Here is a 15,316-nt window from a genome sequence, read left to right on the forward strand (position 1 = left end):
CGTCGGCGTCCAGGTCGAGGCGCTCCGCCTCGGATCCGCCGCCGGTGTCAGTACCCCGGGGGTCGGTGGCCGCCGAAGGCTGCGAGCTGGGCCTGCACCCTCTCGTTGTGCCGGCTCGCCGCGAGGCATCCCCAGATCATGCTCGCGATCCATACCGGGAGCCCCACCATAGGCGCGAAGATCGCCAGCACGGCGCCGATCCCGAGGGTGACCAGCGAGATGACGAAGAGGACGATCCCGGTGAGAACCGCCAGGCCCAGGGTGACGCCGATCATCACCAGGGCCCCGCCCACCGTGGAGTACAGCATTCCGAGCGGTCCGAAGAAGAAGGTGAGCACGAAGGCTGCGCCGACGCTCTTCAGCGGGAGGAGCATCGGCACCGGGCCAGGAGGAGCACCATAGGGGCCTGCGCCGGGGTGGCCGGCGGGCTGGGCGTACGGCTGGACGGCGGCGGGTCGGTAGGGCACGGCGGCAGGCCGGAGGGGCGCGGCGCTGCCCGCGAGCGGAGCGTAGGGGTGCGCGCCCGGCTCGGTGTGGCCCGGGTCGGCGTATCCCGGAGGGGCGAGCTCGCCGCGGATCACCGGCGGCGACGGGCGCGGGTGGTGGGCGTCCTGCGGATTCTTGCTCATGGTTCCCCCGGGTCGGCGTGCACGTCGGGTCATCCTACGGGCGGCGTCCGCCCGCTCACGTCTCGGGTGGTCGCAGGCTGGATCCGTCGTCGTGGATCGGCACGTGGGCCTCGGGGATGTCCTCGTAGCTGGCGGGATCGGAGATCGGTTCGAGATGCGTGAGCACCGTGAGCTCGGGCAGGCAGGCCTTGAGCTCGTCCTCGAGCGCCTCGATGTAGTCGTGCCCCTCCTTGACCGTCCAGTCGTCGGGCACCAGCACGTGCACGCTCATGAAGCGCTCCTGGCCGGCCTCCCTGGTCTGCAGTCCGTGGAAGGTGACGGTCGCATCGGTGCGCCGACGCAGGATCTCGGTGATGACCTCGTGGTCCTCATCCGGCAGTGCCTTGTCCAGCAGGCCGGAGATCGATTCGGAGAGCAGCCCGATGCCGGTGACGATGATGTTCACGCCGACCGCGAAGGCGACCAGCGCATCCAGGCGCTCCCAGCCGGTCAGCGCCACCAGGCCCACGCCCACGAGCACGCCGGCGCTGGTGACGACGTCGGTCATCAGGTGCTTGCCGTCGGCGCGCAGGGCGATCGAATTGTGGGTCCTGCCGGCGCGCAGGAGCACGAGGGCGACGCCGCCGTTGAGCAGTGAGGCGACCACCACGATGAGCAGGCCGATGCCGAGGTTCTCCAGCGGGCGCGGGTTCACGAAGCGCTCGACCGCGGTGACCAGGATGACCGCTGCGGCCACGAAGATCATCAGTCCTTCGACGGCCGCTGAGAAGTACTCGGCCTTCGCGCGGCCGAAGAGGAAGCGGTCTGTCGCGGGGCGAGCGGCGACGGTCAGCGCGATGAGCGCGACCACGGCGGCCACCAGGTTCACCGTGGATTCGGCGGCGTCGGAGAGCAGGCCGACGGAATCCGTCATCGCCCAGGCGCTCGTCTTCAGCACGATCGTGAGGATCGCGGTGATGATCGACAGCCAGGCGAACTTCCGTAGATCGACCTTTCGGGTCGGGGCGGCGGGGCTCGAGGTGGTCATGCGCGGGAGTCCTTGATCGGCGGGTCGGGGGCGAGGGTGCCATCCGGGGCGATGTGCTCGAAGATCTGCTCCACCAGCGACAGGACGTGCGGATCCTCGACCGTGTAGAAGCTGTGGCGCCCCTCGCGGCGGGCCGAGACGATGCCGGCCAGGCGCAGCTTGCTGAGGTGCTGGCTGGTGGTGGGCAGGCTCAGCCCGACCTGTGCGGCGAGTGCGCCCACGTCGAAGTGCCCGGAGCTCATGAGCTGCACCAGGTGCAGACGGGCCGGGGAGGCGAGCATCGCGAAGGTGTCGGCCGCGGCGGCGAGCTGCAGCTCGGTGGGTGCATGGGGTGCGTCGGCTGCACCGGTCGCCGGGGCGTCGGGCAGTGCGCGGCCTGCCGGGCGCGATGCGTCGCGTCGGGCCCGGGCCGTCTGCTGCGCCGGAGGCGCCTCCGGGTCCGAGGGATGGTCCATGCCTCGAGTCTGGTGTCGGTTCCTCAGTTGCGCAAGGAACGAAATGGCGATGTGAGCGAGTCGTCGGCTCCGTCGGACACGCCCTGGCCCGGACGACTTCCCGTGAACGGCCCGGATGCGGGGGAGGGCAGTCGTACCGTGGGCGCACACCGTGCGTTGGCGCACATCGAGGCAGGACGTTCGAAGGAGTCGATCCGTGTACAACCTCTCCGTCGTGCTCGAGGACAGCGCGCGCACCTGTCCTGACCGAGTCGCTCTCATCCTGGGGTCCGCGCGCCTCACCTATGCGCAGATCGACGGCGCCGCGAACCAGGTCGCCCATCTCCTGGGCTCCCTCGGCATCCGCCCTGGCGACCGGGTCGCCCTGAGCTGTCCGAACCTCCCCCAGTTCCCGATCGTCTACTACGGCATCCTCAAGGCGGGGGCCGTGGTGGTGCCCCTGAACGTCCTGAGCAAGGCTCGCGAGATCACCTACTTCCTGGACGACGCCGACGCGAAGGCCTTCTTCTGCTTCGAAGGGTCGGAGGACCTGCCGATCGGTCGCTACGGGCATGACGGCGCCCTGGCCGCTGCCTCCCCGCCGCACCTGGTGATGATGACCGCCGATCCCTCAGCGCCCAGCCCCTACGACGACGTCCCCACCTTGGCGGAGGCGGTGGCCGGACTGCCCTCCAGTTTCGAGAGCGTCCAGACCCGCGAGACCGACACCGCCGTGGTCCTCTACACGTCCGGCACCACGGGGCGGCCCAAGGGGGCGGAGCTCAGCCACTCCAACCAGCTCATGAACGCTCTGACCTGCAACCGGCTCTTCGGTTCCCAGCCGGGCGAGGACACCCACCTCGTGGCTCTGCCGTTGTTCCACACCTTCGGCGCGACGGTGAACCTGAACGCCGGGTTCTCGATGGGCGCGACCCTGGTCCTGGTGCCCCGTTTCGACGCGGAGCAGGTGCTCGAACTGCTGGTGGAGCACGAGGTGACCGTGTTCGCGGGGGTGCCCACGATGTGGTGGGGGCTGCTGCGCGCGCTGGAGGACGGTGACGAGCAGAGGGCGAGGATCGTGCAGACCCTGCGCCTGGGAGTGTCCGGCGGGGCGCCCCTTCCGGTGGAGATCCTCACGGCGGCCCGTGAGCGGCTGGGGGTCTCGATCATGGAGGGGTACGGCCTGTCCGAGACCTCGCCGGTGGCCTGCTTCTCGCTGGCGGACCGGCCTCGACCCGGTTCCATCGGGGTACCGGTGTGGGGCGTCGAGGTGAAGCTCATCGACCCCTCCGACCCGGACTGGGCGGAGGTCACCGAGACGGATGCGGTGGGAGAGCTCGTGGTGCGCGGCCACAATGTGATGAGCGGATACATGGGGCGCCCGCAGGAGACGGCGGAGGTGATGCGGGACGGCTGGTTCCGCACCGGTGACCTGGCCCGGCGGGATGACGAGGGCTTCTACTTCATCGTCGACCGTTCCAAGGACATGATCGTGCGGGCCGGGTACAACGTGTATCCGCGGGAGATCGAGGAGGTGCTGATCTCGCATCCGCAGGTCTCGCTCGCCGCGGTGGTCGGTGTGCCCGACGAGCGGGTCGGCGAGGAGGTCAAGGCGCACGTCATCCTCGAGGACGGCGCCACGATCAGCGCCGACGAGCTGTGCGACTGGGGTCGGGAGCAGATGGCCGCCTACAAGTACCCCAGGGACGTGGTGATCCTCGAGACGCTGCCGATGACCGCGACCGGGAAGATCCTCAAGCGCGAGCTGACCTGAGGAACGGGTCGGGCCCGGCACCTGAGGTGCCGGGCCCGATCAGTTCGCCGTAGGAGGGGTCAGCGCACGGAGCGCGTGGGCTCCACGGCGACGGGCTGCTCGGCCCCGGCGTAGGCGCGGAAGCCGCCGATCAGATCGGTGGCTCGGTGGAATCCGAGATCGCGCAGGTCACGAGCGGCGAGCGAGGAGTAGTACCCCTCGTTGCAGACCACGATGACCAGGTCCTCGTGCTCCGGACCCTCGCTCATGCGGTCTGCGCTGCTCGGGTCCAGGCGCCACTCGAGCACCAGGCGGTCGATCACGGTGGCGCCGGGGATGTGTCCCTCGGGCTCCCGCATGGTCACCGGTCGGATGTCGATCACGTGTGCGCCCTGCTCGATCAGTGCGGGCAGCGCGGCCGGTTCCACCCTCTCCACTCCCGCACGGGAGGCGGCGAGGATCTCGTCGATGCTGTGCTGGGCGGGCGAGTCGGCCCGGCGCCGTCCGGCGCCGGCCTCGCTCATCGGCTGCGACCCGAGGAGAACGCGGCGAGGCCGCTGACGCTGTCGCCGCCGCGCGACCCCTCGGAGCTCGTCGAGTAGCGCGCCGGAGCAGCCTCACGACGGCCGCCGCCCTGGCCTCCGCGACGACCGCCGCCGGAGCGCTGGCCCTGTTCGCCGGAGCCCTGGCCGCCACGACCGCCCTGGCCGCCACGACCGCCCTGACCACCACGGCCTCCTTGACCGCCACGGCCGGAGCCCTGGCCACCCTGACCGCCACGGCCGGAGCCCTGGCCACCGCGACCGCCCTGGCCACCGCGACCGGAGCCCTGACCACCGCGACCGCCCTGGCCACCGCGGCCGGCGGAGCGCTCGGGCCGCTCGACCGGATCGGCCGTGCGCGGCTCGTGCATCTCGGTGCGCTCACCGGGGGCGAGCTGCGTGAGCACGGTGGAGGCGGGGTTCACCTGCGGGTGGACGGTGGGCTTGATGCCGGCCTTGCGCATCAGATCGCTCACGTCGCGCTTCTGCTCCGGGGTCTGGACCGTGATCACGGTGCCGGACTCGCCCGCGCGGGCGGTGCGACCGGAGCGGTGCAGGTACGCCTTGTGCTCGACGGGCGGATCGGCATGGACCACGAGGGCCACTTCGTCCACGTGGATGCCGCGGGCGGCGATGTCGGTGCAGACCATCGTGGTGGCCTCGCCGGTGCCGAAGGCCTCGAGGTTCCGGGTGCGCGCGTTCTGCGAGAGGTTGCCGTGCAGATCGACGGCGTCCACCCCGCGAGCGCTGAGCTTGCGGGCGAGGTTCTTCGCGCCGTACTTGGTGCGCGTGAACATGATGGTGCGTCCGGGGGCGGCGGCGAGATCGCGCAGCACGTCGAAGCGTGCCGCGGGCTCCACCTCGAGCACGTGGTGCTCCATGGTGCCGACGGGGCTCGAAGCCGGGTCCGCCGAGTGGGTGACGGGCTCGTGCAGGAACTGCTTGACGAGCTTGTTCACGCCCGAGTCGAGGGTCGCGGAGAACAGCATCCGCTGACCCTTGGGCGGCGTCTTGTCGAGGATCTTGCGGACCATCGGCAGGAAGCCCATGTCGGCCATGTGGTCGGCCTCGTCGATGACGGTGACCTCGATGCCGCCGAGGTCGGCATGCCCCTGGCCCATGAGGTCCAGGAGTCGGCCGGGGCACGCGACGAGCACGTCGATACCGCCGGCGAGAGCCTTCACCTGCGGGTTCTGGCCCACCCCGCCGAAGACGACGGCGCTGCGCAGTCCCGCGGCCGCCTCGAGCGGCTTGAGCGAGTCAGCGAGCTGCGAGGCGAGCTCGCGCGTGGGGGCGAGGATGAGAGAGCGGGGCCGACGCGCCACGCGACGGCGCGGCTCGGCGATCAGGCGCGCCACCAGGGGCAGCAGGAAGGCGTAGGTCTTGCCCGAGCCGGTGCGGCCACGACCCAGGACGTCGCGCCCGGACAGGGAGTCCGGCAGCGTCGCGGCCTGGATGGGGGTGGGCTGGGTGATGCCCTGGGGCGCGAGCGCCTCGACCAGGACAGAGGGCACGCCGAGGCGTGCGAAATCGGGGGAGGTCACGGATGTTCCGTTCTGAAGATGCAGATCCCGCCCGATGCGTCATGTGCCGGAGCACTGCCGTGGCAGCGCGTCGGACGCTGCGCAGTCACCACCAGAAGTGGGACCTGTGCCGCGGCGGGATGACGGCACGCAGGACCCACGCTAGACCTGCTGCTGTCCAGGGGGAATGATCAGGGCCGGGGATGTGAGAAACACCTGACGCTGCGCGCCGTGCAGGGCCGGTAGTGTCCCCACGTGAGAACCTCCACGGCCGTCGGAGGACCGCAGGGAAGGGGCACGAGATGGCTCGCAGGGTGAGCATCAAGGACGTCGCACAGCATGCGGGCGTCTCCTGGAAGACCGTCTCGAACGTCGTCAACGAGCGCCCCGTCGTGCGGGCCGACACCCGGGAGAAGGTCCTGGCCGCGATCGACGAGCTCGGGTACGTGCCCAACCACGTCGGCCGCGAGCTGCGCGGCGGCCCCACCCGCTCGATCGCCCTGGTGGTCCCCGAGCTGCAGAATCCCTACTTCGCCCGTCTGGCCGAGCGGATGCAGGCGGCCGCACGCGAGCGGGGGTACACCGTGAGCGTCGAGGTGTCCCTGCACAGCCCCCAGGTGGAGCGCGCCCACGTGCACGGCCGCACGGCCCGTCCGGTCGATGCGGTGGTCATCTCGCCCACCGCGCTCGAGCCCGCAGACCTGCTGGAACGGCGCTCCGGCCCGCCCGTGGTGCTGCTGGGGGAGACCCTCACCGCCGCCCAGGGCGTGGTGCACGTGGCGATCGACAACGTCGGCTCCGCCGGGGACGTGGTGCGCCATCTCGTCGCGACCGGCCACCGACGGCTGCTGTTCCTCGGTGCCGACAGCGCTGCGCGTTCGACCGGCGCCGACCGTCTCGCGGGATTCCAGGAAGCGAGCCGCGCCGCGGGCCTCCCGCAGGATCCGGACCTGCTCCGCAGCGCCACCTCCTGGACCCGGGAGGAGGGATGCGAGGAGGTCCGTCGCACGCTCGAGGCCGGGATCGAGATCGACGCCGTGGTGGCCGGCAACGACCTGATGGCGATCGGTGCGCTCGCCGCCCTGCGGGAGCACGGGCTGCGGGTGCCCGAGGACGTCGCCGTCGTGGGCTGGGACGACGTCGCCGAGGCGGCCTGGACCATGCCCGCGCTCACCACCATCGCCCCTGACCTCGATGCCCTGATCGCCGCCGCCCTCGATGCCGCGATCGACGGCGTCGAGCGCAGCCGGACCGCCGGCGCGGAGAACGTGATCGCGCATCGCCTGGTGCAGCGCGCGAGCACCCGGCCCGTCGACGCGGAGAGCGCCGCGGTCTGACGAACGGATTTCCCACGTTGCAATTTGGGGCCCGGTGCGCTTGACTGGCTCCCGACAGAACCTGCCGGCGCCCCGCGGCGCCGGTGACTCAGCGCCGAGCACCACTGATCCCAGGAGCCGTTCGTGAACGCCCAGAATCCTGACCTTCCGGAGCACCTGAGCTCCCTGTTCTCCCGCGCCGACGAGCTCGCCGCACAGCTGGATCCGCCGCTGTCGGCCGTGACCGACGTGCCGCGCCCCGAGCACCCGCGCCCCCAGCTGCACCGTCCCGCCTGGCTCACCCTCAACGGCCCCTGGGCGTTCGAGATCGATCAGGGCGATTCGGGCCGTGAGCGGGGACTGCTCGAGCGCCGGCTCGACTCCGAGATCCTCGTGCCCTTCGCCCCGGAGACCGCCGCCTCCGGGATCGGCAACCGCGACTACCTCGAGGCCGTCTGGTATCGCCGCACCGTGACCGTCCCGGCCGATTGGGAGGGCCTGCGCCCGATCCTGCACTTCGAGGCCGTGGACCACGATGCGACCGTCTGGGCCGACGGCGTCGAGGTCGCGCGGCACCGTGGCGGCTTCACCCCGTTCTCCGCGGACCTCTCCGTCGTCGACGGCGTCGGCCCCGGCGCGGAGGTCGAGATCACGGTGCGGGCCCGCGACCCTCACGGTGTCCCGCAGGCTCGCGGCAAGCAGTCCCACGACTTCACGCCCACGGCCGCGAACTATCACCGCACCACCGGCATCTGGCAGAGCGTGTGGCTCGAGGGCGTCCCGGCCGACGAGATCCGCTCGCTGCGGATCCTGCCCTCCCTCGCCGGACGGTCCTTCGCGCTCGATGTGCCCCTGGCCCGCACCACCGCGGGCACCCGCCTCGAGGTCGTCGCCTCCGTGCCGGGCGGCGCGGAGGTGGCGCGCGCGCAGGTGCGCGCCGATCTGGACCTGGCCCCGCACCTCGAGCTCGCGATCCCCGAGGACGCGGTGCGCGTGTGGGGCCCCGGAGCTCCTGAGCTCTACGCCCTGAGCGTGCGTCTGCTCGGCGCCGACGGTGCCGTGCTCGATGAGGTGCGCTCCTATGCGGGCCTGCGCTCGACGTCGCTGCGCGACCACGAGTTCCGGATCAACGGGGAGAAGGTCTTCCAGCGCCTGGTCCTCGACCAGGGCTACTGGGAGGAGTCGTTCATGACCTCCCCGACCGACGGCGCGATCACGACCGACATCCGTCTCGCCCTCGAGGCCGGCTTCAACGGGGCACGACTGCACCAGAAGGTCTTCGAGCAGCGCATGCTGTTCTGGGCGGATCTGCACGGCTATCTCACCTGGGGCGAGTTCGGGGACTGGGGCGTCTCCGGGTTCGGGCCCACGGGGGACAACCAGCAGCCCACCGCAGCTTTCGTCGGCCAGTGGGTCGAGGCCGTGAAGCGCGACCTCAACCATCCCTCGATCATCGGCTGGTGCCCGCTCAACGAGACCCACCAGGTGATCCACGACCGGATCACCCAGCTCGACGTGGTCACCCAGGCGATGTACGACGCGACCAAGCTCGCTGATCCCACCCGTCCCGTGCTCGACACCTCCGGGTACTCGCACCGGGTGCGCGGAGCCGACGTCTACGACTCCCACTCCTACGAGCAGGACCCCGAGCGCTTCCGCGTCGAGCAGTCCGGTCTCGCCGACGGCGAACCCTTCGCCAACCGGCGCGACCTGGGCCCGGACGAGATGCCCTTCGCCGACGGCGCCTTCTCCCTGCCCTACGCCGGTCAGCCCTATTTCGTCTCCGAGTACGGCGGCATCTGGTGGAACCGGAAGGAGGCCGAAGAGGCCGAGGAGGCGGCCCGCGCCGGCAACAACGCCGCCGAGTCCTGGGGCTACGGCGAACGGATCCGCAGCGAGGAGGAGCTCTACACGCGCTTCGAGGGGCTGACCCGGGTGCTGCTCGAGGACCCGCTGATGTTCGCCTACTGCTACACCCAGATGACCGACGTGTTCCAGGAGAAGAACGGCATCGTCGACTTCGAGCGCGGCCGCAAGCTGGACCTCGCCCGCCTGCGGTCCGTGCAGGAGAAGACCGCCGCCTACGAGCGGGAGGCCTGACCCCGAAGAGACGCTGAACGGCTGGGTCGAGCTGCTGAGCTGACGGGCCGACGAGCCGCTGAGCCGACGAGCCGCCCGGGACGCCACGGATAATCCCGTGACGCCCCGGGCGGCCTGCGTCAGGATGTGGGCATGGTCGATCAGTCACGCCTGTGGGATGCGCATGCCGCCGCCGAGTACGACACCCCCGGTGAGGGCATGTTCGCTCCCGAGGTGCTGGGGCCGACGGTCGAACTCCTCTCGTCGCTCGCCGACGGCGGCCGCGCCCTCGAGCTCGCGATCGGCACCGGCCGTGTCGCGATCCCGCTGCGGGAGGCCGGGATCGCGGTCACCGGCATCGAGCTGTCCGAGGCGATGGTCGCCCGGCTGCGGGAGAAGGTCGACGCACAGCAGGTCCCCGTCGTGCACGGCGACATGACCACCACGACGGCGGGGGAGGGGTTCTCCCTCGTCTACCTCGTGTTCAACACGATCGGGAACCTGCTCACCCAGGAGCAGCAGGTCGAGTGCTTCCGCAACGCCGCGCGGCATCTCGCGCCGGGAGGCTGCTTCGTGATCGAGCTGGGCGTGCCCGACCTCCGCTCGCTCACCCCGGGCACGGGAGGCACCCTCGAGCGCACGGAGCCCGGCTATCTCCTGGTGGACACGTACGACACGCTCCGTCAGATCCTGGTCTCCCATCACGTGCGCTTCGACGCGCCGGTGGACGGCTCCCGCGAGGCGCGCATGGATCGCACCCCGCAGCGCTACATCTGGCCCTCCGAGCTCGACCTCATGGCGCAGCTGGCCGGTTTCACCCTCGAGGACCGCTGGGCGGACTGGGACCGCACGGAGTTCACGGGGGAGTCCCGCAGCCACGTGAGCGTCTACCGGCTCCCTACACTGGACCGGTGACGTCCATGGCCCCGCGCACCGCCCCCACCGACCAGACCGGCCTGACCAGCCAGTCCGACCAGACCAACCAGACCGGCCAGACCGACCAGTCCAGCCAGTCCGACAGGAGCACCCCTGCCGTTCCGACGGCCCAGGCCTCTCGGGACCCCCTGACCCGGAGCCCGCTCAGCGTCGAGGACGTCCCCGCGCTCACCGCGCTCATGAACCGCGTGGACGCGGCGGACGACGGCGATGAACCGGCCGAGGAGCCCAGCATCCGCGAGTGGCTCACCATGCCCGGCCTCGACCTGGCCCTGGACACCCTGGCCGTGCGCGACGGTGAGGACCTCGTGGCGTTCGGCGCCGTCGACGTCTCGACCGCCACCGACCGTGAGGGACGGGTGCGCTGTCAGCTGATGGGGGCGGTCGACCCGACCCGCCGCCGGCAGGGCCTGGGCACGGAGCTGTTCGAGTGGGCCGAGGCCCGCGCCGCGCAGCTCGCCGCCGAGCGCCATCCGGGCCTCGAGACCGCGGTCTTCCGGTCCCCCGGGGGCCGGGACCCCGCGGATGGCACCTCGGCGGATGCTCCGCTGACCGGCGGGGCCGATGTGCGTCCGCTCCTCGCGCAGCGCGGCTACCGGCGGGCTCGCAGCTGGCTGACCATGGTGCGGAGACTGCCCGGAACGGAGATCCCGGAGATCGACCTCGCCGGCGTCCAGGTGAGCGCCCCGTCCGAGACGGACGAGGAGGCCACTCGTCTCGCCCATCTCGACGCCTTCGCCGATCACTGGGGCTCGGCCCCGGTGACCGCGGAGCGCTGGAGCGTGTGGTGGTCCTCCCACACCTCGCGTCGTGAGCTCTCGAGCATCGCGACGGACGCCGACGGGACCGTGCTCGGCTACGTGATCACCTCGGAGGACAAGCCCGGCGTGCTGCACATCGCCCTGGTGGGCACGCGCCCTGCAGCGAGGGGCCGAGGCATCGCCCGCGCCGTGATCGCCCGCTCGCTGCGCGCGGCGGCCCGGGCGGGGTACGTGACGGCCGAGCTGGAGGTCGACGCCGACTCGCTCACCGGCGCGACCCGTCTCTACGACGCCCTCGGCTTCGTGCGCGAGCACGTCCACGGGACCTACGAGAAGCCGGTCGCCTGACCCGTCAGTGCCCGTCAGCGCCCGCAAGTGCCGGCCGGCGCCCTCCGGCACCCCCGATGCTCATCATCGAGCCTTGACACCCTCCGCCTCTACTGTCCATAGTGAATATGAACAGTAGAGGCAGTCGGTTCGGTCGACGTGAACGCTCGGAGGAGTGGTGCGCATGCACATCCCGCTCGACCCCTCCGACCCCGAGCCGATCTACGAGCAGATTCGAGCCCGCCTCGCCGAGATGATCCTGCGAGGGGGCCTCGCCCCCGGAGAGGCCCTGCCCTCGATCCGGACCCTCGCCCGTGACCTGCGGGTCAGTGTCATCACGACCACGCGCGCCTACAACGAGCTGGTGGCCGACGGGCTGGTCGACGCCGTGCGCGGCAAGGGAGTCTTCGTCCGCGCGCAGCAGCCCGAGCAGCTGCGCAACCGAGCCCTCGACCGCATCGACGGCGCGCTCGCCGAGGTCGCCCGAACCGCTCGCACCGCCGGGATCGACGCCGACGAGCTGCACGAGCGCCTGGCCCATGCCCTCGAGGAGGAGGACCGATGAGCACGATGCCCCCAGAGCCGCACGGCGGCCTGGATCCACTCGCGCTCGGCGCGGACGAGACCCCGTCTGACGCGGTCCGAGCCGAGGAGCTGTCCGTGCAGCTGCCGTCTCTCGGCCGCCCGTACTCAGCACCGCTGCGGGCCGTGCACGAGCTCAGCCTGAGCGTGCCGACCGGGCAGGTCACCGCGCTCGTCGGGCATAACGGCGCCGGCAAGACCACCACGCTGCGCACGCTGATCGGCGCCCTGCCCTTCTCGGCCGGACGTCTCGAGGTGCTCGGCACCGAGATGGGGCCTGCCCGCGTCGCGATGCCGAGCGGTGTCGCCGTCGTTCCGGATGCCCCCGCCTACCCGCCGCGCTGGACCGCGCGCCAGGTCGCGCGAGCGCACAGCGCCACGGCTGCGCGCTTCGACCACGCGCGCTTCGACGCCTATCTCACGGATCATCGTGTTCCGGTCGACAGGCCTCTCAGCGGCTTCTCCCGAGGCCAGCTCACCCAGCTCACGATCGCCGCGGCCCTGGCCCAGGATCCCCGTCTGCTGATCCTCGACGAGCCCTTCGCCCGCCTGGATCCGCTGGCACGCATCGAGCTGGTCGACGAGCTGCGTGACCTGATGGCGCTCGGTGATCGCACCATCCTGCTGTCGACCCATGACCTCGAAGGGATGGACCGCTTCGTGGACCATCTCGTGGTGCTCGCGCAGGGGCGGACGGCGCTCGAAGGCGATGTGGAGACGCTGCGCGACGAGTTCCTCGTGCTCGAGCAGGCCGGCACCGGCAACACCTCCGATGACGCTCACGGTCTCGAGCCGCTGATCGGGCCCGTCACCACGGGCGACACGACGCGTGGCCTCGTGCACCTCGACGGGGCCGCCGGGCTGCCGCCCGGAGCGCACCTGCGGCGCCCGGGGATGAGTGAGCTGGTGACGCACTGGCTGCGGGCCGCGAGTCCACCGGACCGTGCATCCTCCACGGCCACCACCTCGAGGAGGGGAACGGCATGATCTCGATCCGACGAGCCCTCGTCATGGAGGCCCGCCTGAACAGCGGCCGCTTCGGGCTCACCATGGCCCTGTGCGTGCTGAGCGTCGTGGTCGCCGTCGTGATCACCGACGGTCTGATGACGGTGCTTCCGTTCTGGGCCGCTCTGGCCTGGTATCGCTATGGGCGCGCGGACACCATCGAGCGCGCGGAGCTGAGGGCGAGTCTCGGCCTCTCCCGGGCGGACCGGGTGCGCGGACGCGTGGCGCTGATCGGCGTCGAGACGATGGTCCTCCTGCTCACCTCGGCGCTCTGGCTGCTCATCGCTCCGGCACTGGACCTCGGGACGACCGTGCGGCCCGGCGCCACGTTCACCCTGTCGGGGCCGCCCGGCCTCTCCGAGAGCCTGCTCGTCCTGGTCGGCACGGGACAGGCCGCCGTCGTCCTGCTGCTCACCGCGATCGTCGTCGGCGGCGACTGCACCACCCACCGGCCGGCCCGCTCGATGGCCGTGCTGAGCATCATCGTCTACCTCGGCGCCGGTCTGCTCAGCGCCATGCTCGTCGGGCTGCCCCTGAGCATGCTCGAGCTCTCCGGCAGTCCTGCCGTGCCCTCCCTCGTGATGGGGGCGGGGGTGATCGTGGTCGGCGCTGTTCTCCTGCTGGTGCTGCGCCGCCGCGTACGCGCCTGGAGCGACGTGCTCGACTCCGGTGCGGCCACACGGATGCGGGCCGCAGCATGATCCGCCCCGAGCCTTCCGGCCGTCCCGTGGAGCCGCAGTGCCCCGTCGCCCCGGCCATCCGGGTCCAGCAGCTGGCCGTGGACATCCCCCATCCCCGCAGCCGCTACCGGGCACCGACCCCAGCCCTCCACGACATCAGCTTCACCGCGCCCCGAGGACAGGTCACCGCACTGGTGGGCACCAACGGAGCCGGCAAGACGACCGTGCTGCGAGCCCTCACCGGGGCCCTGCGGCCGGCTGCCGGATCGATCGAGGTGCTCGGTCGCACCGTCGGCCCTGCCGATCGGGCCTGCCCCGAAGGCGTCGGCGTCGTGCCCGACGCCCCGGTGCTCCCCGAGGAGTGGACCGCGCAGGACGTCATCGCGCTGCGACGCTGCCTGGGTGACCCCTTCGACACCAGCCTCTTCCCGCGGATGCTGCAGGCGTCCGGGATCCGCCCGCGGGCCATGATCGGCTCGCTCTCCGCCGGGCAGGCGACCGCGTTCGCGGTGGCCGCAGCGCTCGCCACCGATCCACGGCTGCTCGTGCTGGATGAACCGCTCACCCGGCTCGACCCTCTGGCCCGCAGCACCCTGGTGGATCTGCTGCGCGATCGGCTGGCCGACGACGACTCCCGCTCCGTCCTGCTCTCGACGCATGACCTCGAGGGGATGGACTGCTTCGTCGACCATCTCGTGGTGCTGCACGAGGGCCGCACGGTGCTCGAGGGCGACGTCGACGAGCTCCTGGAGGCCCACGTCGTGGCGACCTACCCCGCCGGCGCTCCGCAGATCCCGCTGGGGGCGCGTCCGCTCGGGCGCAGCGGCGCCGCCGAGGCGCTGATCGCGACCGACGACTCCGTCGGCCTGGCACCGGGGACTGCTCTGCGCGAACCCGACCTCCCCGATCTCGTGGGCCTGACCCTCGCGGCCTGTGCCGGGCGCGCCATCGGGGAGGTCCGCCGATGAGCGCGACGTTGGGCAGACCGTCGACGGCACCGCGCGACCGCGCCCTCCGCCTGGAGCTGACCCTCCAGCGGCCGCTGCTCTGGGGGAGCGGTGTGGTCGCCGCCCTCCTCCTTCTCGCTGCGATCGGACAGTTCGCACGACTGGGGAACGTGCTGATCCTGCTGGCCGTCTCCGTGCCCGTCGCCGCCGCCCCGCGAGACCCCGCTCGAGAGGGATGGCTGAGCGGGACGCTCGGCATCTCACGGGCCGCCCGGGTGAGGGCCCGGGTGCGCGTCGTGCTCTTCACGCAGCTGGGGCTCCTGCTCGCCGCTGCCGTGGTGATCCTCGTCGGCCCGCAGGGCGGAGGGGTGATCCGGCGACGCTCGGACGGGTCAGCGCGGGCGGTCTCTCGCTGCCGGTCCCGACCCTCGCGTACTGGCAGGACGTGGTGATCTGGGCGTCGGCGGCTGTGTGGTCGCACATCTGGGTGGGGCGGGACGCCCTGCACGACGCGTCCACGGCGATGTGGGCACGAGCGCTGGTCTCCTACCTCGGCATGTACGTCGTGGTGACGGCCGTGACCTTCGGGGTGAGGATGCTGCCCCTCGCCCTCGGGGCGCTGCTGGGTCGGGAACCCGTGGCGGGGCCGGCGCAGGAGTATCCGGCGGTCCTGGCCGGGGCTGCGGTGTTCGGGGCCGGGCTCCTCGTCCTGCGGTGGCGATCGCGGGCCTGGGCGCAGGCCGCCTGAGAAACGGCTCGAGCGTCCGGCCTGATC

The 15,316-nt window shown here is 71.7% G+C and carries 16 protein-coding genes; 11 read left to right on the forward strand and 5 right to left on the reverse strand.

Annotation, left to right across the window (positions count from 1 at the left end):
* Positions 1-47: 47 nt before the first annotated feature.
* Genes CIK71_RS17945 through CIK71_RS03815 form a run of 3 tightly spaced genes read right to left on the reverse strand, consistent with a single transcriptional unit; the run spans position 48 to position 2,111 of the window.
* Positions 48-629: a hypothetical protein gene (locus tag CIK71_RS17945; protein WP_245857278.1), complete on the reverse strand. Its 582-nt coding sequence runs from the start codon at positions 627-629 to the stop codon at positions 48-50.
* 55 nt (positions 630-684) lie between these two features.
* Positions 685-1,656, reverse strand: a complete 972-nt coding sequence (locus tag CIK71_RS03810) for a cation diffusion facilitator family transporter (RefSeq protein WP_096163852.1) — start codon at positions 1,654-1,656, stop codon at positions 685-687.
* Positions 1,653-2,111 carry an ArsR/SmtB family transcription factor gene (locus CIK71_RS03815; protein ID WP_096163853.1) on the reverse strand — a complete coding sequence of 153 codons (459 nt, stop codon included), beginning with the start codon at positions 2,109-2,111 and terminating at the stop codon, positions 1,653-1,655. Before CIK71_RS03815 ends, CIK71_RS03810 begins: the two co-directional genes overlap by 4 nt.
* A gap of 196 nt (positions 2,112-2,307) precedes the next feature.
* Between CIK71_RS03815 and CIK71_RS03820 the strand changes: the two genes are divergently transcribed.
* The gene (locus tag CIK71_RS03820) at positions 2,308-3,864 is read left to right on the forward strand and encodes a long-chain-fatty-acid--CoA ligase (protein WP_096163854.1); all 1,557 of its coding nucleotides are present in this window, start codon (positions 2,308-2,310) and stop codon (positions 3,862-3,864) included.
* A 59-nt stretch (positions 3,865-3,923) separates the two neighbouring features.
* Here CIK71_RS03820 and CIK71_RS03825 read toward each other — a convergent pair whose 3' ends face one another.
* On the reverse strand, positions 3,924-4,367 hold the full coding sequence (locus CIK71_RS03825) for a rhodanese-like domain-containing protein (RefSeq protein ID WP_096163855.1): 444 nt from the start codon (positions 4,365-4,367) through the stop codon (positions 3,924-3,926).
* A complete protein-coding gene (locus CIK71_RS03830; protein ID WP_096163856.1) occupies positions 4,364-5,929 on the reverse strand; it encodes a DEAD/DEAH box helicase in 1,566 nt (521 codons plus the stop codon). Before CIK71_RS03830 ends, CIK71_RS03825 begins: the two co-directional genes overlap by 4 nt.
* Before the next feature lie 281 nt (positions 5,930-6,210).
* Between CIK71_RS03830 and CIK71_RS03835 the strand changes: the two genes are divergently transcribed.
* From CIK71_RS03835 to CIK71_RS03880, 10 genes are all read left to right on the forward strand, one after another.
* Entirely contained in the window at positions 6,211-7,245 is a 1,035-nt protein-coding gene (locus CIK71_RS03835; protein ID WP_096163857.1) for a LacI family DNA-binding transcriptional regulator, read from the forward strand.
* Positions 7,246-7,368: 123 nt separating this feature from the next.
* Positions 7,369-9,324 carry a glycoside hydrolase family 2 protein gene (locus tag CIK71_RS03840; protein WP_096163858.1) on the forward strand — a complete coding sequence of 652 codons (1,956 nt, stop codon included), beginning with the start codon at positions 7,369-7,371 and terminating at the stop codon, positions 9,322-9,324.
* A gap of 132 nt (positions 9,325-9,456) precedes the next feature.
* The gene (locus CIK71_RS03845; protein WP_096163859.1) at positions 9,457-10,218 is read left to right on the forward strand and encodes a class I SAM-dependent DNA methyltransferase; all 762 of its coding nucleotides are present in this window, start codon (positions 9,457-9,459) and stop codon (positions 10,216-10,218) included.
* A gap of 5 nt (positions 10,219-10,223) precedes the next feature.
* Complete coding sequence (locus tag CIK71_RS03850) at positions 10,224-11,348, forward strand: GNAT family N-acetyltransferase (RefSeq protein WP_096163860.1); 1,125 nt, start codon at positions 10,224-10,226, stop codon at positions 11,346-11,348.
* A gap of 163 nt (positions 11,349-11,511) precedes the next feature.
* Entirely contained in the window at positions 11,512-11,892 is a 381-nt protein-coding gene (locus CIK71_RS03855) for a GntR family transcriptional regulator (protein WP_096163861.1), read from the forward strand.
* Positions 11,889-12,896 carry an ABC transporter ATP-binding protein gene (locus tag CIK71_RS03860; RefSeq protein WP_176485529.1) on the forward strand — a complete coding sequence of 336 codons (1,008 nt, stop codon included), beginning with the start codon at positions 11,889-11,891 and terminating at the stop codon, positions 12,894-12,896. Before CIK71_RS03855 ends, CIK71_RS03860 begins: the two co-directional genes overlap by 4 nt.
* Complete coding sequence (locus CIK71_RS03865; RefSeq protein ID WP_096163862.1) at positions 12,893-13,615, forward strand: hypothetical protein; 723 nt, start codon at positions 12,893-12,895, stop codon at positions 13,613-13,615. The genes CIK71_RS03860 and CIK71_RS03865 overlap by 4 nt, the downstream gene beginning before the upstream one ends.
* A complete protein-coding gene (locus tag CIK71_RS03870; protein ID WP_096163863.1) occupies positions 13,612-14,562 on the forward strand; it encodes an ATP-binding cassette domain-containing protein in 951 nt (316 codons plus the stop codon). Before CIK71_RS03865 ends, CIK71_RS03870 begins: the two co-directional genes overlap by 4 nt.
* Positions 14,559-14,993, forward strand: coding sequence for a hypothetical protein (locus tag CIK71_RS03875; RefSeq protein WP_096163864.1), 435 nt, complete (start codon positions 14,559-14,561; stop codon positions 14,991-14,993). The genes CIK71_RS03870 and CIK71_RS03875 overlap by 4 nt, the downstream gene beginning before the upstream one ends.
* On the forward strand, positions 14,987-15,289 hold the full coding sequence (locus tag CIK71_RS03880; RefSeq protein WP_141393688.1) for a hypothetical protein: 303 nt from the start codon (positions 14,987-14,989) through the stop codon (positions 15,287-15,289). The genes CIK71_RS03875 and CIK71_RS03880 overlap by 7 nt, the downstream gene beginning before the upstream one ends.
* Positions 15,290-15,316: the final 27 nt, after the last annotated feature.

It is taken from the genome of Brachybacterium alimentarium, from assembly GCF_002332425.1.
GTDB classification, from domain to species: Bacteria; Actinomycetota; Actinomycetes; order Actinomycetales; family Dermabacteraceae; genus Brachybacterium; species Brachybacterium alimentarium.